26 protein-coding genes and 1 tRNA gene are annotated in these 22234 nt (G+C 72.8%); 13 read left to right on the top strand and 14 right to left on the bottom strand.

The annotated features are described in order from the left end of the window. Window positions 1–13: 13 nt before the first annotated feature. Entirely contained in the window at window positions 14–1156 is a 1143-nt protein-coding gene (locus ACFC1X_RS07250) for a sensor histidine kinase (protein ID WP_376349519.1), read from the top strand. Then, window positions 1147–1791, top strand: coding sequence for a response regulator (locus ACFC1X_RS07255; RefSeq protein WP_376349521.1), 645 nt, complete (start codon window positions 1147–1149; stop codon window positions 1789–1791). The genes ACFC1X_RS07250 and ACFC1X_RS07255 overlap by 10 nt, the downstream gene beginning before the upstream one ends. 19 nt (window positions 1792–1810) lie before the next feature. Here the strand turns inward: ACFC1X_RS07255 and ACFC1X_RS07260 are convergent, their stop codons facing one another. The 3 genes from ACFC1X_RS07260 to ACFC1X_RS07270 all read right to left on the bottom strand — a co-directional run bounded on the left by ACFC1X_RS07260 (window position 1811) and on the right by ACFC1X_RS07270 (window position 4356). Further along, window positions 1811–2038, bottom strand: coding sequence for a zinc ribbon domain-containing protein (locus ACFC1X_RS07260; protein ID WP_376349523.1), 228 nt, complete (start codon window positions 2036–2038; stop codon window positions 1811–1813). A gap of 72 nt (window positions 2039–2110) precedes the next feature. Further along, window positions 2111–3514 carry a hypothetical protein gene (locus ACFC1X_RS07265; RefSeq protein ID WP_376349524.1) on the bottom strand — a complete coding sequence of 468 codons (1404 nt, stop codon included), beginning with the start codon at window positions 3512–3514 and terminating at the stop codon, window positions 2111–2113. A gap of 71 nt (window positions 3515–3585) precedes the next feature. Then, entirely contained in the window at window positions 3586–4356 is a 771-nt protein-coding gene (locus ACFC1X_RS07270) for a DUF4097 family beta strand repeat-containing protein (protein ID WP_376349526.1), read from the bottom strand. Between the two features lie 190 nt (window positions 4357–4546). Here ACFC1X_RS07270 and ACFC1X_RS07275 point away from each other — a divergent pair. The 3 genes from ACFC1X_RS07275 (at window position 4547) to ACFC1X_RS07285 (ending at window position 5891) form a co-directional block, all read left to right on the top strand. Further along, a tRNA-Val gene (locus ACFC1X_RS07275) sits at window positions 4547–4621 on the top strand. An 85-nt stretch (window positions 4622–4706) separates the two neighbouring features. After that, entirely contained in the window at window positions 4707–5123 is a 417-nt protein-coding gene (locus ACFC1X_RS07280; protein ID WP_376349528.1) for a DUF6153 family protein, read from the top strand. Between the two features lie 84 nt (window positions 5124–5207). Beyond that, window positions 5208–5891 carry a DUF305 domain-containing protein gene (locus ACFC1X_RS07285; RefSeq protein WP_376349529.1) on the top strand — a complete coding sequence of 228 codons (684 nt, stop codon included), beginning with the start codon at window positions 5208–5210 and terminating at the stop codon, window positions 5889–5891. Window positions 5892–5924: 33 nt separating this feature from the next. Here the strand turns inward: ACFC1X_RS07285 and ACFC1X_RS07290 are convergent, their stop codons facing one another. After that, on the bottom strand, window positions 5925–6281 hold the full coding sequence (locus tag ACFC1X_RS07290; protein ID WP_307011738.1) for a hypothetical protein: 357 nt from the start codon (window positions 6279–6281) through the stop codon (window positions 5925–5927). 125 nt (window positions 6282–6406) lie between these two features. Here ACFC1X_RS07290 and ACFC1X_RS07295 point away from each other — a divergent pair, with 125 nt between their 5' ends. Both ACFC1X_RS07295 and ACFC1X_RS07300 read left to right on the top strand, forming a co-directional pair. Beyond that, window positions 6407–6940, top strand: a complete 534-nt coding sequence (locus ACFC1X_RS07295) for a GNAT family N-acetyltransferase (protein WP_376349531.1) — start codon at window positions 6407–6409, stop codon at window positions 6938–6940. A gap of 4 nt (window positions 6941–6944) precedes the next feature. Beyond that, entirely contained in the window at window positions 6945–7178 is a 234-nt protein-coding gene (locus ACFC1X_RS07300) for a DUF2277 domain-containing protein (RefSeq protein ID WP_352153103.1), read from the top strand. Between the two features lie 802 nt (window positions 7179–7980). On the opposite strand, the gene ACFC1X_RS07305 is transcribed toward ACFC1X_RS07300, so the two are convergent. From ACFC1X_RS07305 to ACFC1X_RS07320, 4 genes are all read right to left on the bottom strand, one after another. After that, complete coding sequence (locus tag ACFC1X_RS07305; protein ID WP_307011735.1) at window positions 7981–8619, bottom strand: DedA family protein; 639 nt, start codon at window positions 8617–8619, stop codon at window positions 7981–7983. Between the two features lie 217 nt (window positions 8620–8836). Then, complete coding sequence (locus tag ACFC1X_RS07310; RefSeq protein WP_376349533.1) at window positions 8837–9292, bottom strand: DoxX family protein; 456 nt, start codon at window positions 9290–9292, stop codon at window positions 8837–8839. 251 nt (window positions 9293–9543) lie between these two features. Continuing rightward, window positions 9544–11178 carry an alkaline phosphatase D family protein gene (locus tag ACFC1X_RS07315; RefSeq protein WP_376349535.1) on the bottom strand — a complete coding sequence of 545 codons (1635 nt, stop codon included), beginning with the start codon at window positions 11176–11178 and terminating at the stop codon, window positions 9544–9546. Window positions 11179–11265: 87 nt separating this feature from the next. Then, window positions 11266–11910: an HNH endonuclease family protein gene (locus tag ACFC1X_RS07320; protein WP_376349537.1), complete on the bottom strand. Its 645-nt coding sequence runs from the start codon at window positions 11908–11910 to the stop codon at window positions 11266–11268. 421 nt (window positions 11911–12331) lie between these two features. Between ACFC1X_RS07320 and ACFC1X_RS07325 the strand changes: the two genes are divergently transcribed. Both ACFC1X_RS07325 and ACFC1X_RS07330 read left to right on the top strand, forming a co-directional pair. After that, entirely contained in the window at window positions 12332–12913 is a 582-nt protein-coding gene (locus ACFC1X_RS07325; RefSeq protein ID WP_234954245.1) for a TMEM165/GDT1 family protein, read from the top strand. Between the two features lie 181 nt (window positions 12914–13094). Next, the gene (locus tag ACFC1X_RS07330) at window positions 13095–13760 is read left to right on the top strand and encodes an HAD-IA family hydrolase (protein WP_234954243.1); all 666 of its coding nucleotides are present in this window, start codon (window positions 13095–13097) and stop codon (window positions 13758–13760) included. Window positions 13761–13776: 16 nt separating this feature from the next. Here the strand turns inward: ACFC1X_RS07330 and ACFC1X_RS07335 are convergent, their stop codons facing one another. Together ACFC1X_RS07335 and ACFC1X_RS07340 are read right to left on the bottom strand one after the other, a co-directional pair. Next, on the bottom strand, window positions 13777–14568 hold the full coding sequence (locus tag ACFC1X_RS07335; protein ID WP_376349539.1) for a peptidoglycan-binding protein: 792 nt from the start codon (window positions 14566–14568) through the stop codon (window positions 13777–13779). Between the two features lie 885 nt (window positions 14569–15453). After that, complete coding sequence (locus tag ACFC1X_RS07340; RefSeq protein WP_376349540.1) at window positions 15454–15954, bottom strand: GNAT family N-acetyltransferase; 501 nt, start codon at window positions 15952–15954, stop codon at window positions 15454–15456. 173 nt (window positions 15955–16127) lie between these two features. Between ACFC1X_RS07340 and ACFC1X_RS07345 the strand changes: the two genes are divergently transcribed. Then, the gene (locus ACFC1X_RS07345) at window positions 16128–16796 is read left to right on the top strand and encodes a hypothetical protein (protein WP_376349542.1); all 669 of its coding nucleotides are present in this window, start codon (window positions 16128–16130) and stop codon (window positions 16794–16796) included. Between the two features lie 3 nt (window positions 16797–16799). After that, window positions 16800–17378: a hypothetical protein gene (locus tag ACFC1X_RS07350; protein ID WP_376349544.1), complete on the top strand. Its 579-nt coding sequence runs from the start codon at window positions 16800–16802 to the stop codon at window positions 17376–17378. Between the two features lie 10 nt (window positions 17379–17388). Here ACFC1X_RS07350 and ACFC1X_RS07355 read toward each other — a convergent pair whose 3' ends face one another. Then, entirely contained in the window at window positions 17389–17796 is a 408-nt protein-coding gene (locus ACFC1X_RS07355; protein WP_376349546.1) for a DUF1992 domain-containing protein, read from the bottom strand. 95 nt (window positions 17797–17891) lie between these two features. Between ACFC1X_RS07355 and ACFC1X_RS07360 the strand changes: the two genes are divergently transcribed. Then, window positions 17892–18284, top strand: coding sequence for a hypothetical protein (locus ACFC1X_RS07360; RefSeq protein ID WP_376349548.1), 393 nt, complete (start codon window positions 17892–17894; stop codon window positions 18282–18284). Between the two features lie 17 nt (window positions 18285–18301). Here the strand turns inward: ACFC1X_RS07360 and ACFC1X_RS07365 are convergent, their stop codons facing one another. After that, a complete protein-coding gene (locus tag ACFC1X_RS07365) occupies window positions 18302–18973 on the bottom strand; it encodes an O-methyltransferase (RefSeq protein WP_376349550.1) in 672 nt (223 codons plus the stop codon). Between the two features lie 200 nt (window positions 18974–19173). On the opposite strand from ACFC1X_RS07365, the gene ACFC1X_RS07370 reads away from it, so the two are divergent. Beyond that, window positions 19174–19788, top strand: coding sequence for a transposase (locus tag ACFC1X_RS07370; RefSeq protein ID WP_376349793.1), 615 nt, complete (start codon window positions 19174–19176; stop codon window positions 19786–19788). Here the strand turns inward: ACFC1X_RS07370 and ACFC1X_RS07375 are convergent. After that, on the bottom strand, window positions 19783–20232 hold the full coding sequence (locus ACFC1X_RS07375; protein WP_376349552.1) for a hypothetical protein: 450 nt from the start codon (window positions 20230–20232) through the stop codon (window positions 19783–19785). The genes ACFC1X_RS07370 and ACFC1X_RS07375 overlap by 6 nt on opposite strands. Window positions 20233–20622: 390 nt before the next feature. Further along, window positions 20623–22029: a glycine betaine/L-proline transporter ProP gene (gene proP, locus ACFC1X_RS07380; RefSeq protein ID WP_376349554.1), complete on the bottom strand. Its 1407-nt coding sequence runs from the start codon at window positions 22027–22029 to the stop codon at window positions 20623–20625. Window positions 22030–22234 lie beyond the last annotated feature (205 nt).

Below are 22234 nucleotides of genomic sequence, written 5' to 3' on the forward strand. Positions count from 1 at the left end.
TAGCCTCGCGATCATGCGAGTCATGGCGCGACGTGTAGTGCGGTGCGGGGTGGGCCTGATCATGGGGACCGCCGCGGCCGCCGTCGAGCTGCTCTTCGCCCTGCTGGCCGGGGTGGCCCTGCTGCCCGTCGCGGCCTGGCCGGCCGCCCGCCGTGCCGTCCTGCGCCCGGTCCTCGCGGGCGCGCGGATACTGGCGGAGCTGGAGCGGGCCCGGCTGCGGATGTGGCTGGACCTCCGGATCACCCCCGCGTACGAGGACGCGCGGGCCCTGCGGTACGTGGCCTGCCACTGGGCGCTGGGCGCCCTGGGCGGGGTGGTGATGCTGACGGCCGCCATCGGCCTCGGGTACGGCACCTTCGGGCTGTACGGCTGGTTCCTGCTGGACGGCATACGCAACCCCGGTTCGTTCGTCCTCGGCAGTCTGGGCGGCCTCTTCCTCGTGTTCCTCGCCGTGCAGGGACTATTCGGGGTGGTCGGCCTGGAGGGGCAGCTCGCACGTCACTTCCTCGGCCCGCGGCACCAGGAGGAGCTGGAGCGGCGGATCGCGGAGCTGGCCGCCAGCCGCGCCGCCGTGGTGGACGCGGTGCACGACGAACGGCGCCGCATCGAGCGGGACCTGCACGACGGCGTGCAGCAGCGTCTCGTCGCCCTGGGCATGCTGCTCGGCCGGGCCCGCCGCAGTCAGGAGGCCGGCCGCCGTGACCGACTGCTGGGCCAGGCCCACGACGAGAGCCGCCGCGCCCTGGACGAGCTGCGCGAGGTGGCCTGGCGGATCTATCCGACGACGCTGGACGAGGCGGGGCTGCGGGCGGCGCTGGAGACGGTCGCCGAGCGGGCGTCCGTGCCGGTGGGGGTGGAGTACGACCTCGCCGACGAACCCGAGCGGGCGGTGGCGACGGTCGCCTACTTCGTCGTCTGCGAGGCGGTCACGAACGCGGTCAAGCACGCGGCGCCGACCCGGATAAGCGTCGCCGTCAGAGCGGAGGAGGAACGGATGTACGTGAGCGTCCAGGACGACGGCTGCGGTGGGGCCGACGCCGCCGGCAGCGGACTGTTCGGGCTCGCCCGCCGCGTCGCCGCCCTCGACGGCAGCCTCAGCGTGGTGAGCCCGCCGGGCGGGCCCACCCTCGTCTCCGCGGAGCTGCCATGCGGCTGATCCTCGCCGAGGACTCGACCCTGCTGCGGGAGGGGCTGGTGCGGCTGCTGACGGAGGAAGGGCACGAGGTGCTCGCGGCCGTCGGCAATGCGGAGCTGCTGCTGAAGGCCGTCGCCGAGGACCCGCCGGACGTGGTCGTCGCCGATGTCCGGATGCCGCCCACGCACACCGACGAGGGCCTGCGCGCGGCCCTGGAGATACGCGAGCGGTGGCCAAAGGTCGGGGTGCTGGTGCTCTCGCAGTACGTCGAGAAGCGGTATGCGACGGAGCTGCTGACCGGGGAGACGGAAGGAGTCGGATACCTGCTCAAGGACCGGGTGGTCCAGATCGACGAGTTCCTGGACGCGCTGGAGCGGGTGGCCGCCGGGCGCGCGGCCTTCGACCCCGAGGTCGTCCGCCAGCTGCTCGGCCGTACGACGCACAGCGATCTGCTCGCCCGGCTCACCGGACGGGAGCGGGACGTGCTGGGCGAGATGGCGCAGGGGCACACCAACGCGGCGATCGCGCGGCGGCTGCACATCTCGCAGAGCGCGGTGGAGAAACACACCAACGCGATCTTCGACAAGCTGGAACTGACGGGAGGTGAGGGCTATTCACGCAGAGTGCTGGCGGTGCTGCGCTATCTGGGCAGCTGAGGGAGGCCGCCCCGCGGGCTCAGCCGCAGCAGCCCCCGCCGCAGCAGCCGCCACCGCCGCCACCGCTGCCCGGCGACGGCGCGGGGGCGGACGAGCCCGCCGAGCCGCCGACCGCGACCGTCGACAGCAGCTTCACCGTGTCGTCGTGGCCCGCCGGGCAGGCGGCGGGGGCGGAGGACTCAGCCATGGGACGGCTCAGTTCGAAGGTGTCGCCGCAGCTTCGGCAGCGGTACTCGTAGCGAGGCATGCGCACAGGTTAGCCGGACCGGCCCGCGACCGGGCCCGGCGGCGGAGAAGTGGCCGCCCTCCCGCCGTGCGGTCAGTGGCCGGCCCCGCGCTCCTCACGGATGTGGGAGACCACCTGGCTCGTCGACTGCCGGACCGCTTCCGTCTCCGTCAGGAAGTGCCAGTAGTCGGGGTGGCGGCCCTCCAGCGTGGTGATCGCCCGTTCCAGCCGGGCCACGGCCTCGTCCAGGGGGCGCGCGTGACGCGGGTCGGGGGTGTTGCGGCCCGCCATGGCCAGGCGCTGTGCGTCGCGGATGGCGAAGCGGGTGCGCTCGATCTCCTGCTGCGGGTCCTTCTGCACGGCGTTGAGCTGCCGCAGCCGGTCACCGGCCGCCGAGACCGCCTCGTCGGTCGTGTTCAGCAGCGCCCGGACCGTCGAGAGCAGGGCGGTGGCGTCGGGCCAGCGCTGTTCGTCGCGGGCGGTCTGTGCCTCGGTGAGCTTCCGCTCGGCCTGCCGGACCGATTCGGTGGCCTGGTCCGGGACCTGCTGAAGGTCCTGCCAGCAGGCGGCGGTGAACCGGCGGCGCAGTTCGCTCAGCACCGGCTCGACCTGCTCGGTGCGGGTGGTCAGGGCCTGGGCGCGGGTGCGCAGGGAGACCAGCCGGTGGCTGATCTCGTCGGCGCGCTCGGGCAGCCGTTCCGCCTCGGCGCGGACCGCCTCGGCCTCGCGGGTGACCCGTTCGGCCCGTTCCAGGGTCTGGGGCACGCCGTGCTGTCCCGCGCCCTGGTTGAGCCGGGTCAGCTCCGGGCCGAGGGTGGCGAGACGGGTGGCGAGGTCGTCCGCCTTCAGCCCGGAGCCGCGGGCGGAGTCCAGGGCGTTGGAGGCGGCGAGCAGGGCCTGCCGGGCGCGTTCGACGGCGGGTGCCAGCCGGGCCAGCTGGGTCTCGGCCTTGCCGAGCAGGGGACCGAGGCCGTCGGCGAAGCGGTCCAGTTCCTGCTTGACCCGGCCCAGCTCGTTCTTGGCCGCGGTCAGTTCGTCGCGGGCACGGGAGGCGGCCGACGCCTCCAGGTCGTCCCGGTCCAGGTCGTGGGCGTCGACGGCACCGATGTACTGATGGCTGACCTCGTCGATGCGCCGGCCGAGCGCCTCGAAGTCGGTGACCGCGCGCCGGGCGGCGGGGGAGGAGTCGACGGCCGCGATGGTCTCTATCGAGATCCGCAGGTCCCGCTGGGCGCTGTCCAGCTCGTAGAAGGCGGCTGCCGCGTCGTCCTTCGCGGCCTGGGCCTCCGCCCGCTGGTTCTCGGCCCGCCCGCCGAACCAGCGCCGGGTGCCGCCTCCGGTGAACGCGGCGGGCAGCGCGAGTACGGCGAGGACCGGCAGGGCCATCAGGGTGAGCGTGTCACGGACCGCGCTCGGAGGGCGGCGACGCGAGCGCTGCGGCGGGCGCGACGCGCGCGCCACCATCGGCGAGTACGGCTGCGATGGTGTCGCCGTCACATCCCTCTCCCGTGTCGTCCGTCCTGCCCGGGTCCATTCTCCCACCCGATAGGGACGAACACACGGGCCGGTCAGTTCGCGGTTCGGACCGTGACTTTGCCGTCTTCGGTCCGGGCGTTCACCACGTGCGTGCTGGTCTCGTCCCGCGGCACGGAGACGTCGACCCCGCCGTCACCGGTCTTCGTCGACACCTTGTACGTGTCCCGGGGCAGGGTGATCGACACGGAGCCGTCGCCGCTGCGGGACTCCACCACGTCCGGGACGGTGCCGAGTTCGAGGCGGACCGAGCCGTCCTCGGTGTGTGCGCTCACCCGGCGGGAGGAGACCTCCGCGCGGACGGAACCGTCGCCGGTGCGCAGTTCCAGCGGTCCGGAGGTGTCGGTGACGTGCACGGATCCGTCGCCGGTACGGATGTTCAAGGCATCCCGGAACCCTCGTGCCCGGACGCTGCCGTCCCCGTCCTCGACCTTGACGGCGATGCCCCGCGGCACCTCGATGCGGTGCTTGGACTCGCAGTCGGCGATCACGCCGGAGCAGTGCACCCGCAGCTCCAGCCGGTCGCCGTCCATCTTCCAGGTCACCTCGGGCTCCGAGCCGACGGCGACCGACCCGGAGAACCAGTGGGTGGCCTCGACCTTCCCGGACTCGTGGTCGTCCGAGGCGACGATCTCCAGGGCGGAGTCGTCGGAGTCGACGGTGAGGGTGCTGCCCCGCAGACCGAAGGACCGGTGCTCGGGTTCCTTGTCGTCCGAGGCGGAGGCGCAGGCGCTGAGACCCGCGACGAGAACGGCGACGGCACCGGCGGCGGCGAAGGCGCGAGCGTGAACGGTACGGGCGGGCATGACGGTCTCCCCCTGGGACGGACGGTGTAGTGCCGCGCCGGGGCCTTCCGCCTTCCGGAGTGGAGGCGGCCCCTGCCGACGAGGCTCTTCGACCGTACGGAGCACGGGTCCGTAGGGGGATCCGGGTCACTACCGGATCCGGGGTGGGGATAACCCCCGGCCCGGGCCATGTAGGCTGTCGACTCGTCCTGGGTGCGTAGCTCAGGGGTAGAGCGCCTGCCTTACAAGCAGGATGTCGGCGGTTCGAAACCGTCCGCGCCCACCAGGACCGGCGCCCCTGTCGTCGGTGATGAGGCCCCCGGAGATCCTCCGGGGGCCTCTCGCGTGGGGGCGCCGGTGATCTCTCTAGGATGAGCTCCGTGAGGAGCCCCGAGCAGCACGTCCCGCGACCGCCCGTGCGGTGGTGGCAGGCCGTGTGTGTGCTCGGACTGCTGGCCGGACTCTTCGGCATGCACGGGCTGGCACCCGGCGGAGGTCTCCCGGAGCACTCCGCCCGGCACTCCCTCCCGAGCTCCGCGCCGCAGGCCGGGGCGGCCCACGCCGGATGCGCCGAGGACCACGGTTCCTGCGGCGGCGGACATCTGGGGCACGCCGATTCGGTGTGCGCGTCCGGCGCGGTGAGTCAAGGGCCGGCGCTGCCCGGCCTCGTACCCGACCCGGTGCCCGTGGCCCCCTGCGCCGGGGTCGTACACGCGTACGCGGCCGACGCGCCGGACGGTGCGCGGGCGCCGCCCTCCCTGGCCGAACTCCAACTCCTGCGGATATAGGCACCGCCTCCCCGGACCGCGCCACCCGTGCGTGGTCGGGAGCTGAGGCATGTCCATCCCCCTTCACACAGCAGGAGTTCACGCATGACCGGCATCAGCCGCAGTACCCGTACGACCAGCACGACCCGCACGCGCCGTATCGCGGCCGTCGTGGCGACGGCCGCCGCCGCGTTCGTCCTCGCCGCCTGCGGAGGCGACGGCGGCGGTGGACACGAGGGTCCGCACGGCGCCGCCTCGGCGTCTGCCACCGACCCCGCGGGCCCCGCCGGGAACGAGGCCGGCGAGCAGGCGCACAACGCCCAGGACGTCGCCTTCGCGCAGGGCATGATCCCGCACCACCGGCAGGCACTGGAGATGGCCCGGCTGGCGGCCGACCGGTCCGCGACGCCCGAGGTCGCGGAACTCGCCGCACGCATCGAGAAGGCACAGGACCCTGAGATCACGACCATGACCGGCTGGTTGAAGACCTGGGGCGAGGAGGTGCCGGAGCCGACGGGGTCGATGCCCGGCATGGATCACTCGGCGCACTCGGGCATGCCCGGGATGATGGACGGACAGGACATGGCGGAGCTGGAGAAGGCCTCGGGGCGGGCCTTCGACACCAAGTTCCTGACCATGATGGTCGAGCACCATGAGGGCGCCGTCGAGATGGCCGGGACCGAGAAGGCCAAGGGCCGCTACGCCCCCGCCAAGGCCCTCGCCGACGACATCGTCACGGCACAGCAGGCCGAGATCACCGAGATGAACAGGCTCCTCGGCAAGGACTGAACACCCGTACGGGTCCCGCCCGGGTGACGTCTCTCAGGCGTCCCCGGGCGGGGTCTCCGGGAGCGGGGTGTCGTGGGCGCGTTTGAGCTCCGACCGGGCGTTCACCTGGTCGGGGCCGGTTATCTCCGACCAGTAGCGATGCGTGCTGACGAAGACGGCCAGCTCGCGCTCGCGCTGCCGGAGCTTCTCTACCTCGGCCTGTTCGTCCGCCGACCAGCCGGGCGAGGCCGGGCGCTCGACCTTGCGCCAGCCGTTGTCGTCGCTGAATCCGTCCAGGGGTTCCACGGACCAGGGAAGCCTCTTCAACAGGGCCGTCAGCTCGGCCCGGACCTGATGCAGTTCCTCCTGACCGGCGAGGAGGTCACTGGGGAAATCATAGGTCGTTGCCACAGCCTCAATGATACGCCTGTTCGATTTTGAGGCGCGCGTTCCCTTCGGTGGTTCACGCGAAAGGGTGGCCCGGGAGCACGTCGGATCCGGCCCGACTGTCAGACCCCTGCCCTACCGTGAAACACATGGATGGCGTGGACGAGCGGGCCGGACGGAGTGGGGAGCGGGTGCGCCTGATCCCCTGGGCGGAGGGGGATCTGTGGCTGCTGCGCAGGACCAACAGCGCCGAGATGACCGCGCACCTCGGCGGCCCGGAGACCGAGGAGCAGCTCGCGGCCCGGCACCGGCGGTACACCGAGTTGCGGACGGGGCGGATGTACCGGGTGACGTCGGCGGACGGTACCGAGACCTTCGGCTCGATCGGGTTCTGGCGGCGGACCTGGCAGGACGCGGAGGTCTGGGAGACCGGGTGGGCGGTCCTGCCGGAGTTCCAGGGGCGGGGGCTGGCGGTGCGGGCGGCCCGGGCGGTCCGTGAGGCGGCCCGCGCCGACGGGATGCTCCAGTATCTGCACGCGTTCCCCAGTGTCGATCACGCCGCCTCCAACGCGGTCTGCCGCGGAGCCGGGTTCACCCTGCTCGGACAGGCCGACTTCGAGTACCCGAAGGGCCACTGGATCAGGTCGAACGACTGGCGGGTGGACCTGGAGAGAGGAGACTGAGGCCATGTGCCGCAGCATAAAGACCCTGCGTCCGCCAGCGATGCCCGAGGAGGCCACGGAGGACGAGATGAGGGCCGCGGCCCTCCAGTACGTGCGCAAGGTGTCCGGGTTCCGCGCGCCCGCCGCGCACAACCAGGAGGTCTTCGACCAGGCGGTGGAGGCCGTCACCCGAGCCACGGCCGACCTGCTGGCCGGCCTGGAGATACGGGGCGCCTCCGGCGCCCGACGGGCCTCCTGACACCGCCGAGCGCAGGCCGCCCGCTGCCACGCGGGCGGCTCGGCTCGGCGTACGCGTCCGCCGACGAAGCCGCCGATACGGGCGACGTCTCTGCGGCACGAGGGCCGGGGTCCAGGGGGTCCTGAGGTACGAGACCTGCCGCCCGGCGCATCCCTGAGCTGCGAAGTGCGACTCAGGACGCCTCCACGGCGGCACGCCGCCTGCGGCGCCCCCCGGACGCGAAGGTCCGGCCTGCAAACGGATGACGCCCTCCCCGGACGACGCTCTCGGCCGACGACACCCCGGCAGGCGAACCCGGCCTACGGCGCCCCGCCCGACGACACCGGCCTACGGCGCCGTGCGGCTCACGGTGCCGTGCGGCTCATGGCGCCCCGGGACGCGAAGGCTCCGGCTGCGAACGACCGACGCCCTCCTCGGACGACACTCTCGGCCGACGGCGCCCCGCCTGCGACACCCCGGCCTGCGACACCTGCCTACGGCACCGGCCGAGGGCTCTCGGCCATCGCCCCTCGCCTGCATTACGTCGCGCGGGGCGTGCACCCCGCCTGACGCACTCCGGCCGACGGCACCGGGCCTGCGACACCCGGCCGACGACACGCCGCCTAAGGCATCCGGCCTGCGGCACCCCATCCGAGGACACCAGGCCTGTGGCACCCCGGCCGACGGCACCGGGCCTGCGACACCCGGCCGACAACGCGCCGCCTACGACACCCGGCCTGCGGCACCCCATCCCAGGACACCCGGCCGACGACACCCCGCCCACAAAACCCCCGCCGACGACACCCCGCCGACAAACCCCCGCCTACGACGCCTCCGAAGCCCGAGGCTGGCGGCGCATCAGGTACGCCGCCCCCGCCCCCGCGCCGAACAGCGCCACCACGGACACCGCCGCCGCCAGCCAGGTCGCGCCGAGCCACTGGCCGCCGAAGTAACCGAGCGCGACGCTGTAGGCGGCCCAGGCCAGGCCGGCGAGGGCGGACCATGGGAGGAATTCGCGGATCCGGCGGTGCGCGGTGCCGGCGACGAGTGAGACGACGGAGCGGCCCGCCGGGGCGAACCGGGCCAGGACGACCAGGGCGCCGCCGCCTCGGGCGAGGGCGCCGCCGAGACGTTCCTGCGCCGTGGTCAGCCGGCGGGAACGGGCGATGGCGCGGTTCAGGCGCGGCCCCCCGCGCCAGGCGAGGCGGTAGACCGCCAGGTCACCGAGGACGGAGGCGGTCGCCGCGCACAGGGTCAGGACGAGGATGTCGGGAACGTCCTCCGGCCCCCGCCCGGCAGCCGCCGCGCCGGAGCCCGCGGCCGCCGCAGTGGCCGCCGTGATCACCAGGACACCGCTCGGCAGCACCGGGAGGAAGATGTCGAGGAGCACCGAGACGGCCACCAGCGCGTAGATCCATGGGCTGCTGACCAGCGACCCGATACTTCCCAGACTCTCGACCACCACAACTCCCCGTTAGTCCCCCGTGGGCCGGACCGTGCCGCGAGACGCGGGGGCTTCGGAGCGGCCCATCACAGCCATACAGCGTACGCCCGGGGTGTGACAGAGGGTTCACAGGGGGCTCGTGTGTTCGGCACGGGACGTTCACCTCGGAGGGGACATTCACGCCCTCCAGGCCGCGGCGGGCCGCCCCAGGGAGCCGGGCAGCCGGGCAGCCGGGTCAGGCCGCGACCGGCGTCTTCCGGTCCGCGGCGGTCTCCTCCCGCTCCGCACCCCGCCGCGCGAAGAGCCGGTCGAGACCGAACGCGCCGGAGCCGGTGAAGGCGAGCAGGAGGAAGGCCCAGCAGAACATGGCGGCGGCCTCGCCGCCGTTCTCCATCGGCCACAGGGCGCCCGGCTGGTGCACCTTGAAGTACGCGTAGGCCATCGAGCCCGAGGACACGATCGCGGCGGCGCGGGTGCCGAGGCCGAGCAGCACGAGGCCGCCGCCGACCAGTTGGATCACGGCCGCGTACCAGCCGGGCCAGGTGCCCGAGTCGATCGTGCCGCCGGTGCCTCCCGCACCGCCGAGGACACCGAAGAGGGAGGCGGCTCCGTGGCAGGCGAAGAGGAGGCCGACGACCATGCGGAACAGGCCGAGGGCGTAGGGCTGGGCGCTGTCGAGGCGTCCGGACATGTGGGGGGTGCTCCTTCGGTCGAGCCGGTCCGGAAGGGACCGGTGGGGGACGGAACCGAGTGGGCTGCCCACGTTAGGTCGACCTAACTAGTGCTTGCAAGTTCAACATTTGGCCACGGCTTGACGTGGGAGCACGCCGACACCCCGGTCGCCTCCGCAGGTGGGAGCGCTCCCACTCCCGGGCCGAGGCCCGCCGACGTGACTCAATTCATACCCGGCGGGCCCCCGCCCGTAAATGCCGACCGCTCCCGCTACGCCAGATCCCGCTCCATGGCCGTCCGCAGGGCGATGCCCCCGCCCCGGTCCGTCCGGGCCTGCTCCAGCCGCAGCCGTGCCGAACGCCCCCGCAGGGTCAGCGTCATGAGCTGGTTGCCGAACCAGGGCCCGCCGGTCTTGCGCCAGCTGACCGCGGCCGGCGCACACCGTCCGTGCCGGGCGATGCGCCGCCCGAGGGCGCGGGCCAGGGCGCTCCAGCCGAAGCGGAAGCCGAGCCGGATCGACGGCGGCACGGAGTTGTGGACGGGGGAGCAGGTCAGCTGGGCCACCCGGGCGTCGGGCGTGCGGCCCGCCCAGGACGGTTCGGCCACGTAGGCGTGGTGCACGTCGCCCGAGAGCACGCTGATCGTTGCGGGCGCCCCCGGCCCCGTACCGGCCTCGGCGATCAGGTCGGCGAGGGCGTCGAAGGACGACGGGAAGGCGGACCAGTGCTCCAGGTCGGCCCCGCGCCGGATCCGCTCGCCGCGCTGGGCCCAGCGGGCGCCCCGTTCGCCGCCGCACATCGCGGCGTTCCAGGTCTCCACGTCGTGCACCAGGTGGGGCAGCAGCCAGGGCAGGGAGGTGCCGATCAGCAGGTGGTCGTAGGAGTCCCGCTCGTCCAGGGCCTGTTCGCGCAGCCAGGCCGCCTCACCCGGGTCGAGCATCGTGCGGCTGTCCTCCTCCAGGACGCGGGCCGCGCGGGAGTCGACCATGAGCAGCCGGGTGCGGCCGAAGTCGCGCCGGTAGCTCCAGCGGACGGACGCCGGCTCGGCGTCGGCGCGGGCGGCGAAGTCGCGCAGGGCGTCGGTGCCGTCGGGGGTCTCGCGGACGGCCGCGTAGAGGGGGTCGGCGGCCAGCTCGTCGGGGGAGAGGTTGCCCAGTTGCTGGTACACCCAGTAGGACATCAGCCCGCTCATCAGGCGTTCGCGCCACCAGTCGGTGGCCCGCATGTCGGCGAGCCAGGCGGCCGAGGTGTTCCAGTCGTCGATGACGTCGTGGTCGTCGAAGATCATGCAGCTGGGGACGGTGGAGAGCAGCCAGCGCACCTCGGGGTCGAGCCAGGACTCGTAGTAGAGGCGGGTGTACTCCTCGTAGTCGGCGACCTGGTCGCCCGGGGCCTCGTTCAGGTCGCGGCGGCCGGAGATCCACTGCCGCGTGGCGTCGGAGACCTCGTCGGCGTACACCTGATCGCCGAGCAGGAGCAGTACGTCGGGCCGCTCGCCCCTGGGGGCGGCCGCGATGCGGGCGGAGAGGGTGTCCAGCGCGTCCGGGCCCACCGGGTCCTTCCCGCCGGCGGGCGGCGCGGCCCAGCGGCAGGAGCCGAAGGCGACGCGCAGGCCGTCCTCCTCCGTGGGCGAGGTGATCACGGACGGCGGGAACGGCGAGTCCGGCGGCGGCCACGCGCGGGTGCCGTCGAGGAGCACCTCGTACTCCGTCGACGTACCGGGCGTCAGGCCGCTGACCGGGACCAGGGCGTAGTGGTGCCCCGCGACCTGGAAGGTGCGGGTGGTGCCGCGGGCGCCGTCGGCGCAGCGCACCTCGGCGGTGCAGGGCCGGTTCGTCTCGACCCAGACGGTCGCGCACGAGCCGTCGGTGTATCTCAGCAGTGGCCCCAGGCGCAGACCGGCCATGGTGATCCCCTCTCCGTCGCCCCGTACGGTACGGAACGACGGAGGCCGGTGGGGAGGATCCGCGCCGAACAGTTGGTGGACGGTGCGTCAGCAGTTCGCGAGCCGGCTCTGCAGGGCCGACTTCTCGGCGGAGTCGACCGAGAGGTCGTAGTAGTACTTCACCTGGACCCAGGCGCGGACGTAGGTGCAGTGGTAGGCGGAGCGCGAGGGCATCCAGGTGGCCGGGTCCTGGTCGCCCTTGGACTGGTTGACGTTGTCGGTGACCGCGAGGAGCTGGGGGCGGGTCAGGTCGTTGGCGAAGGACTGGCGCCGCGAGGTGCTCCAGGAGCCGGCGCCGGAGTCCCAGGCCTCGGCGAGCGGGACCAGGTGGTCGATGTCGACATCGCCGGAGGCGGACCAGGTGGCGCCGTCGTAGGGGGAGTACCAGCTGCCGCTGGTGGCGGCGCAGGAGGAGTCGGTGACGACGCCCGAGCCGTCGCGCTTGAGGACGGTCTCGCGGGTGTTGCAGGAGCCGGACTGGGTGATCCAGTGCGGGAAGAGGTCGCGGTCGTAGCCGGTGCGGTTCTCGGTGGCCACGGTGAGGGAGGCGAGGTAGGAGCGGGCGGTGGCGGCGCTGACCGGGGTGGGGAGGGCGGCGGAGGCGGCCGGGCCGTTGAGCAGCCCGGCCGAGGCTATGAGGCCGGTGAACGCGGCGACGAAGCCGACCCGTCGACGCGCGTAGAACTTCGGCATGCGAACTCCCTTGGGGTGTGGGGGTGTTGGGACGCGGGCAGGGGAATGCTCGCGACGCCGCATGGCGCACAGATGTGCGGCCGGTTAGAAGTTAGTGACGTGTGCATGGCACGTCTATAAGCGCGACGGGACTTTCGGCCCTCGGAGTCGCATCGGGGTTCGCGTACTATGGACGGCGCAGAAGGGGAGTAGCTCTTCGCCGGACCGTCGACATACTGCTCAGCTCGCCTGAGCCGGCGCCCGGAGGCGGACCTCGTACGCGAGGCCCGCCAGCGAGACCTTCGGCAAGCAGTGCACGCCCGTGCCGTACGGCGGGGGCGGACCAGTGCGCTGCCGTGCCGAGGTGTCGCGCGACGCGGACATGATGAAGTCCGCGGGAATCAGCACTCTCGGTGGGGTGGCCCCGACCGATTGAGGAATCTTGATCAGCCTGACCGTGACGGCGCTCGTCTTCGGCGTCGTCTTCCTCGCCGAACTGCCCGACAAGACCGCGCTCGCCGGCCTCGTCCTCGGCACCCGCTACCGCGCCTCCTACGTCTTCGCGGGCGTGGCCGCCGCCTTCGCGTTGCACGTCGTGCTCGCGGTCGCGGCCGGCAGCGTGCTGACCTTGCTGCCGCAGCAGCTCGTGCACGCGCTGACCGGTGTGCTGTTCCTGGGCGGCGCCGCCGTGCTGCTGATGAAGAAGGACGAGGAGGACGAGGAGATCCGCAAGCCGGAGGACCAGTCCTTCTGGAAGGTCTCCGGGGCGGGCTTCATGCTCATCCTGGTCGCCGAGTTCGGTGACCTCACGCAGATCATGACCGCCAACCTGGCGGCCCGCTACGACGACCCGCTCTCCGTCGGCCTCGGCGCGGTGCTCGCGCTGTGGGCGGTGGCCGGGCTCGGCATCGTCGGCGGGAAGGCCCTGATGAAGCGGGTTCCGCTGCGGCTGATCACGAAGGTGGCGGCGCTGCTCATGCTGGGTCTCGGCGTGTGGAGCCTGTGGGAGGCGATCGCCGGCTGAGCCGCGGCCTCGGGCCCGCGCGCGGGACGCGTGAGCTGAACGCCGCGTGAACGTTCCGGCGGCCCGGTGGCGCGATCCCCGGTCTGTTTTGTACCGTGGATGAACAAAGTGGCTCCCGCCCGTTCTCCCTGACCGGCGGGCGGGGCCGCCTTGTTTCCTCCCCGCACCCTGGAGACTGCCGATGACGGCCACCGCCACCACCGTTCTGCCCGCCCGCGCCCTGCTGCTCGACATGGACGGCACCCTCGTCAACTCGGACGCCGCCGTCGAGCGCGTCTGGCGGCGCTGGGCCGACCGGAACGGCCTGGACGGCGACGAGGTCCTGAAGGTCGTCCACGGACGGCAGGGCTACGCCTCGATGGCGCTGCTGCTGCCGGACCGGCCCATGGAGCAGAACCACGCCGACAACGCGCGCATGCTCGCCGAGGAGACCGCCGACACCGAGGGCGTCGTCGCGATCCCCGGCGCGCCGGACTTCCTCGCCTCGCTGCGCGGCCTCCCGCACGCCCTGGTGACCTCCGCCGACGTGGCGCTGTCCACCGCGCGGATGGCCGCCGCCGGGCTCGCGCAGCCGGACGTCCGGGTCACCGCCGAGTCGGTCGGCGCCAGCAAGCCCGACCCCGAGGGCTTCCTCAAGGGCGCCGCCGAACTGGGCATCGCCCCCGCGGACTGCGTCGCCTTCGAGGACTCCGGTGCCGGCATCGCGGCCGCCCGGGCCGCCGGGATGCGGGTCGTGGGCGTGGGCCCGCGGGCCGGCTTCCACGGTCCGGACGTGGTCGTGGAGGACCTCACGGCGGTACGGGTGGAGGCCGGCGCCGACGGCGGCCTGCGGCTGCACATCGGCTGACCTCCTGGCCGGGGCGTCAGGGCTCGCGCGTCTCCGACTCCAGTTGGCGCCGGGTGTCCGGTCCGTAGACGCCGAGGTCGTCTGAGCGGATGCCGCGGGCCCACTGGTACGTGCGGACCGAGTCCTCGACGCGGTGGTTGTAGCTGCCGTCGATGTCACCGGTGTACAGGTACAACTCGGCCAGCCGCTGCTGGAGTTCCACGACCTCCGGGCCCCGGTCGCCGCGCTGCAGTCCCGGGCCGCCGTAGAAGTCCTGGCCGTCGTCCTCCGACTCCTGCGGGGCCTTCTCGGTCGCCGTGGCCGTCGCGCTCGGCGTCGGTTCGGCCGACCGGGACGGCGAGGGCGACGCGCTCGACGCCGACGGGGACGGCGAGGCCGACGGGCTCGCGGAGGCGGACGCGGAGGCCGACGGGGACGGCGCCGCGGAGCCGGCCTGCGGGACGGGGGAGGCGGTCGTTCCTGCGGTCGGGGTGCCCTCACTGGCCGACGGGTCCGGCACGCTGGCCCGGACCTCGTCCGGCAGCGCTCCGTCCCGTGACGGCGCCTCGTAGGAGAACAGCCCGCTCGCGTACCCCGCGGCGCCCACCACGACCACGACCGCTCCGGCGGCGCTCAGCAGCATGCCCTTACGCCGCCTGCGCGACCGGCGCCGGCCGGAGCCGTCCGAGGGTCCCGCGCCGGACGGTACGGGCGCGGTGGCCGCGGTCTCGAAGAGGCGCAGGTCGTGCGCGCGGGGTGGGGCGGCCGAGGGTGCCAGCGGGGTGGGCAGCGCGGAGGTCGCCTCGGCGCCGACGGCGCGTAGCGTCATGGTGGCGTCCGGGTCCGTGCCGTGCGAAGCCGCGTTCCCGGCGGGCGCGGCCCCCGAGGACGTGGCACCGGACGAGGTGGCCTCCGAGGGCGCGCCCTCCGCTGCCGAAGCACCCGAGGATCCGCTCCCCGGTGCCGAAGCCCCCGACGACGTGGCACCCGAGGACGTGCCCTCCGCTGCCGAGCCCTCCGAGGTCCTACGCCCCGGAGGGTTCGCCCCTGGAGCCACGGTCCCCGTGGGCGCAGTCCCCGGAGCCGTAGCCCCTGTGCCCGGAGCCCCTGGAGTCGAAGCCCCTGGGGCCGTAGCTCCCGTGGCCGCAACGCCGGGACTTGAAGCCCCTGGGGCCGTAGCCCCCGTGGCCCCAACCCCGGGGCGTGAAGCCTCCGGGACCCCAGCCTCCGGGACCCCAGCCCCCGGGACCCCAGCCCTCGTGGCCGCACCCCCCGGACCCGCGCTCCCGGAAGGGTTCCCGGCCCCCGAGGGGTTCCCGGCCCCCGAGGGGTTCCCGGGCCCCGAGGGGCTTCCGGCCCCCGACGAACTCCCGCCCCCCGAAAGGCCCCCGCCCCCCGAAGCAGCCCCGCCGTCCAATTCGACATACGGCCGGATCCGCAGCGGGTTGAAGTCCTCGGCCGCTGCCGCCTGTGCCGTGCGCGCGTCGCGCAGGGCGTCGGACGCCCGTGAGCCGCAGCCGCAGGAAGGCGTGTTGTCCGCCTCTCTGGGTGTGCCGCACTCCGGGCACGAGGCCCCCGTGGGCCGCTCCTGTTCCACGCGTCCGTCCCTCCCCTCGCGACTCCCCTCGCGAACTCCAGAGATTATGCAGATATTCTCCACACTTCCGCGCACGAGCCCCCGGAATGTCGGCTTCCCCAGACGGAAACAGGCCCCTCAGGCGGCGACCCGGAGCCCTTTCGCGAACCAGTGCTGGGCGTACGGGCTCTCGTTGTGGGCCTCGGTCTCGGTGTAGCCGAGGCGTGCGTACAGGGTGCGGGCCTCGACGAGGTCGGTGCGCGTGTCGAGGATCATGCGGGCCGCCCCGAGCGCCCGTGCCGCATCCTCGGCGGCCCGCACGAGCAGCGCCGCACCGCCCCGGCCCCGCATCCCCTCGTACACGAAGACCCGGGTCAGTTCGGCCGTGGTGGCGTCCAGCAGCCGTACGCCCGAGGTGCCGGCCGGTTCACCGCCGTACCGCGCGACCAGCAACCGCCCCCGGGGCGGGACGAGTTCGGCGCCGGACTCCGCCGCGATCTCGCGTTCCAGCTCGCCGGGGTCGGTGCGCCGCCCCTCGTGCAGCAGGTACCAGCGGTCGCTGACCTCCGTGTAGTACGCGCGCCAGAGGGCGGCGGCGACGGGGGAGTCGTACGGTTCCGGGGAGATGGTCCAGGTCATGAGCACATTGTCGGGAGAGAACCGGCGCGGCGGGCAAGCGTATTTTCCCTCCGGCTCCCGGCGGCGTGCGGTCGGCGCGCCCCGACGGCCGTTTGAGCGCGCGGTCCGGGGCAACACGAACGGCGAACCGGCCCGTTCGGAGAGCCGGTAGGGCCGAAACCCGGAAGGCACTCATGTCCACAGGCGTGATCATCGCTTTGATCGTGATCGTGGCGGCCGTGCTCGTCGTCGCGGCCGTCGTTGCGCAGCGAGCACGGGGTCCCCAGCACGGCGGAAGCCTGAAGCGCCGCTTCGGGCCGGAGTACGACCGGGCGGTTGCCCGGCACGACGGCGACACCAAGGCCGCCGAGCGTGAACTGGGCGAACGGGTCGAGCGGCACGGGTCGTTGCACACGCGGCCGTTGGAGTCCGCCGAGCGCGAGCGCTTCGAGGCGCGCTGGACCGCCGCCCAGGAGCGCTTCGTCGACTCCCCGCGCGAGGCGGTCGGCGAGGCGGACCGGCTGCTCGCGGAGCTGGCCGGGGTCCGGGGCTTCCCGGGCGGCGACCAGTACGACGAGCAGCTCGCGGCGCTGTCCGTGCACCACGCCCACCAAGTCGACGGCTACCGGCGCGTGCACCGCGTGACGCACACGCGCGTGGACGGCGCCCAGGAGAGCGGCGCGGACACGGAGGAGCTGCGCGAGTCCATGGTCGCGGCCCGCGCGCTGTTCGAGGAGCTGGTCCGCCCGGGCCGGCACGAGACCGCCCGCCCCCGAACCGCCACGGACACCGGTGAACCCGCCCCCGCGGCCCGCGCCCCGCACACGTGGTCGCTCGGCAAGCGCCGGCCGAAGGAGAGCTGAGGCATGCCCGACGTGACCCGAAACCCCGGCGACACCCCCGACCCCAAGGCCACCCCGCTCCCCAAGGCCACTCCGGTCTCCGAGGGCACCCCTGCCCCCGAGGCCACACCCGCCCCGAAGACCGGAACCCCGCTCAAGGAAGCCCCGGTCACAGCGGTCACCCCCGTAACTCCCGCCACCCCTGCCCACCCCGAAGCCTCAGCGACACCCGATGCCCGCACCACCCCCACCACCCCGGCCACCCCCACTACCCCGGCCACCCCCACCACTCCCACCACCCCCGCTCACGACGCCGCCGGTCCGCTCCTCCCGCACGACGAGGGCGACAAGCTCGGCCAGCGGCTGCACCACGCGGTGGCCGGGTTCGTGGACGCGCCGCGCGCCTCCGTCGAGGAGGCGGACCGGGTGCTGGAGGAGCTCGCCGCCCGCCTGGCGGACGCGGTGACGCACCGCCGCGGGACCCTGCGCACGTCCTGGCAGGACACCGGCGAGGACGGCCGCGCACCGACCACCGACACCGAACAACTCCGCCTGGCCCTGCGGGACTACCGCGAGCTGGCGGACCGCTTGATGCGCCTGTGACGCGCAGGCGTCACCGCTCCGCCCGGCGCTCCCGCCACTGCCGTACGACCTCGTCGACGTCGTAGGGCTTCCTACCCAGCGGGGGGCCGGGCGGCGGCTTGAGCAGCATGTCGCGGATCTTGACGTTGACCGCCTCGATGATCCGGCGGACCACCCGCTCCGACGGCGCCTTCAGGGCCGCCTCCAGGGCGTCCTCCGCCTCCTTGCGCAGGGCGAGGGCGGGCGGCAGCACGGAGAAGCCCTCGCGGGCCATCTTCCTCTTCACCCACCACAGTTCGTCGTAGGTGCTGTCCATCTCGCTCGCGAGGGGCTTGCCCGCGCCGGACAGGCCGGCGAATTCGCCGCGCGCTTCCGCTTCGCGAATCTGTTTGTCGACCCAGGACTCGAAGTCGACGCCCGGTGGCTTTCGCTCGGTCATGACCCCATTGTGCCGGACACCGTGCCACCGGCCGATCTATCATTCGGCGGCGACAATCCAACGACGGACGTCCTGAGGTCTTCGAAGGAGCGCACGTGCTCGAACTGACCATGGCCACGGTCACCGCGGCGGACGCGGGAGCCACGGCCGGCATGCAGATGGCCGAGGCGCCCAGCGAGCCGGACGCGGTACTGCGGGTGGGCCGGGACAAGTCCGTGTGCCGGCTGTCGACGCCGGAGGACTGGCTGTTCGTCTCCCGGGTCCACCTGGAGTTCCGTTGCGGCGCCGACGGCACGTGGCGGCTGACCTGGCTGCGCGGCTCCCAGCCGGATCCGTCCTCGGAGGTCCGGCTGACCGTGGGTCCGCACGTGCAGTCCGTGGCGTACGGCGGCACCGTGCCGCTGCCGAGGGGCGGCAGCGGCGAGATCGTGGTCCAGGACCGATCGGAGCCGCGCAGCGTCAACGTCGGCTTCTACCACGAGGTCTAGCACCCGGAAGCGGTCGTTCAGGCCAGCACGCGCGCCAGTGCGAAGCCGTCGTAGCCCTTGCCGCCGACGGTCTGGATCGCGGTGCCGCTGAGCCTGGGGTGGGAGCCGATCAGTTCGATGGCGGCGCGGGTGCCGCGTACGTCGTCGGCGGTGTCGTCGGGGTCGGCGACCCGCCCTTCGCGGACCACGTTGTCGACGACGATGAGGCTGCCGGTGCTGGTGAGCTTGAGGGCCCACTCCAGGTAGTGCGGGTTGTTGCCCTTGTCGGCGTCGATGAAGACCAGGTCGAAGGGGGCCGGGTTCTCGTCGGCGAGCTTCGGCAGCGACTCCAGCGCGGGGCCCACGCGTACGTCGACGAGGGCGTCGAGCCCGGCCCGGGCGAGGTTGCGGGTGGCGACCTCGGCGTGCCGGGCGCTGTACTCCAGCGTGACGAGGCGGCCGTCGGCGGGCAGGGCGCGGGCCATCCAGATGGTGCTGTAGCCGCCGAGGGTGCCGATCTCCAGGATGGTGCGGGCGCCCTGGATCTGGGCGAGGAGCTGGAGGAGTTTGCCCTGGTTGGCGGTGACGTTCACCGGCGGCAGCTGGGCGGCCTCGCTCTCCCGCAGGGCGGCGTCCAGCGCGGGGTCGTCGGGGGTGAGATGGCTGATGAAGTAGGCGTCGACGTCTTCCCAGAGCTGCGACTCGCTCATGACGGGCCTCTCGTGTGCGTCGTTAGTCTTCCTAAGTAGATGCGCTGACGAAGATATGCCGTGGGGTAGGGGCGTGTCGGGCGTTCCGGTGGGCGTGTTTCGGCCGCACCCGGCGTGGGTGTGGACGCGGGGTGGGTGACGCGGACCGGCGCTGGCCGGGTACCGCTCTCTTTGGGACGGGTGCCGCCCCAGCGGCACGACTGCCCGCAGCTAGGCCGTGTATCACGGACGAGCAGTGGGCGGTGCTGGCACCGTTGTTGCCGATTGACGGCATACGGTTCCGGACTGGTGTGCCGTGGCGGGACGTGCTCGCCGAGTACGGGCCGTGGGGCCGGGTCTATGACCTGTTCCGTCGATGGCAGCGGGATGGCACCTGGCACCGGATCTTTACCCATCTCCAGTCCCTGGCCGACGGGAAGGGCGCGATCACGTGGGACCTGAGTGTCGACTCCACGGTGTGCCGTGCCCACCAGCATGCGGCCGGGGCCCGCAAGCGGGGCGACCTGCAGAAGGAACCGCCGGGCGGCGTGTTTGACAAGGCGTACGCCTCCCGCAGGAACCGCGCCTGCCTGCGCCGCCGCGGGATCCGCTGCACCATCCCGGACAAGGCCGACCAGGCCCGCAACCGCCAGAGGCTCGGCTCCCGCGGCGGCCGGCCGCCGCACTTCGACCCGGTCGACTACCGCGAGCGCCATACGGTCGAGTGCGGGATCAACCGCCGCAAGAGGAACCGCGCTGTCGCCACGCGCTATGACAAGCTCGCGGTCCGCTACGAGGCGACTGTGCTGGTCGCAGCGATCAACGAATGGCTATGACCCTGTCTCACGCGTCATCACGTAGGTGTTCCCGATGTCGGGATCGCCGTAGAAGAAGAACAGCTTCAACTCGCCGTGCTGATCACGGTCCACATACAAGGACCACGCGTACGTCGATGGTGGTTCAGGGGTCGAGGTGTTGGTGGCCGTCGCGAGGGAACGGCTCTCCACTCGGGTCCGGGCTGCCAGCGCGAGTCGGACAACCTGCCCGCCGTCGTCGTCGGCCAGTTGCCAGGTTCCCGTGCCGGACAGGCGCCAGCCGTCCTCGAAGTCGAAGTCCTGCCCGTCGAGCTTTTCGAGGAGAGCCGTTCCGTCTTTGCGAAGCACCACACGGGTCCCCTCGACGTTTTCCCAGCCCCCAGCGACTTCGGCCGCCGTGGCGTCGTGGATCCCTGTTCCCTCGTAGTACTGATAGGGACCGGCGCACGCCGTCAGAGCAGCCAAACCACCATCAAGCCACCGAGAGCCGCCCCCAATGCACGCAGCCTGCTTTCGCCCGCCACCAGGACCCCCCTCAGTCCGCATCGGCCAACCGGTAGGAGTGGGCCGTGGAGAGATACCTTGGCAGGCTTATTGAACGCGTTCAACTCTGCGGCTGGAGAGGTAGCGTGCACAACCCCCGGCTCGTGGCGGGATAGCCGCGTACGGCGCGAAGGGGTCGTGTCGGGGGGTGTCCGCCCGCAGCGGTTGGCGCGTCAACTCAGGGCACTTCTGTGGCCGACCGATTCCGCGCCGTTCCGAGGACGGACACCCCCCGGCGCGGCCCCGACCCACCACGCAAACGCACCGCGCTACGCGCACCCCCACCGAAGCAGCCACAGGCCGCCGCAGGCATCAGCGGCCATCAGCCGCCGGTGCAACCGCCGGCGCCGACCCCGGCAACGGCCGCCCCGCCGACTCCGACATGAACCACACCGCGACGCCACCGACCACAGCCGCCGCCATCATGTAATACGCGGGCATCATCATGTCCCCCGTGGCCCCGATCAGCGCCGTCACCACCAGCGGCGTCGTCCCGCCGAACAGGGACACGGAGATGTTGAACCCGATCGACAGCGACCCGTACCGCACCCGCGTCGGGAACAGCGCCGGCAGCGCGGACGGCATCGAAGCCGTGAAGCACACCAGCAGCAGCCCCAGCGCGGCCATCCCCAGCCCCACGGCCACCAGACTGCCCTCGCGGATCAGCAGCAGCGCCGGGACGGACAGCAGCAGGAACCCCGCGCAGCCCGCCGCGATCACCGGCCGCCGCCCGACCCGGTCGGTCAGCGCGCCCGCGAACGGCTGGACGACCATCATCAGCGCCATCACGGCCAGCACCACGAGCAGCCCGTGCGTCTCGTCGTACTTCAGCTCGCTCGTCAGATAGCTGGGCATGTACGACAGCAGCATGTAATCGGTGACGTTGAAGACCAGCACCAGCCCGACGCAGAGCAGCAGCGCCCGCCACTGCCCGGTGACCATCTCCCGCAGCGGCACCTTCGGCCGCGTCTTCTCCGCCTTCGCCACCTCGGCCGCGAACGCCGGCGTCTCCTCCAGCCGCATCCGCAGATACAGCCCGACGATGCCCATCGGCCCGGCGATCAGGAACGGGATCCGCCAGCCCCACGACGTGAGGTCGCCGTCCGAGAGCAGCGCCGTCATGAGGGTCACCAGGCCCGCACCGCCGATGTACCCGGCCAGCGTGCCGAACTCCAGCCAGCTCCCGAGGAACCCGCGCCGCTTGTCCGGCGCGTACTCCGCGATGAAGGTGGACGCGCCCGCGTACTCACCCCCGGTCGAGAACCCCTGCACCAGCCGCGCGGCCAGCAACAGCACCGGCGCCCACACGCCGATCGTCGCGTACGACGGGATCAGCCCGATCGCGAACGTACCCGCAGCCATCAGGATCATCGTCAGGGCGAGCACCTTCTGCCGCCCGACCCGGTCCCCGAGCGGCCCGAAGACCATGCCGCCGAGCGGCCGGACCAGGAAGGCGGCCGCGAAGGCACCGAAGGTGGACAGGAGCTGGGCCGTCGGGTTGCCCGACGGGAAGAACACCTTGCCGAGCGTCACGGCGATGTAGCTGTAGACACCGAAGTCGAACCACTCCATCGCGTTGCCGAGCGCCGCCGCCTTGACGGCACGCCGGACCAGCGCGGGATCGGTGACGGTGGGCTCGGCGCCGGAAGGCGACGGAGACGCGGACGCGGACGCGGAGACCGAGGGGGACGACGCAGCGGCGACGTGGGCGGCCGACAAGACTTCGCTCGCCTACCTTTCGACGGGGACAGGGACGCCACGACCCGCACGGCGGCGCTGTCGCCGGGCCGGAAAGAGCCCGCGGCACTCGGCCACGGGCAGAAAAGCGACCATAGGCGCTGATCCGCCGCTTACGCCCGGTATGCTTTTCGTTGCACTGTGCACCAAAACGGCGTACATGCAGGGACGTCCGCGCGCCGCGGAC

It is taken from the genome of Streptomyces sp. NPDC056128, assembly GCF_042263835.1.
In the GTDB taxonomy this organism is placed as follows: Bacteria; Actinomycetota; Actinomycetes; order Streptomycetales; family Streptomycetaceae; genus Streptomyces.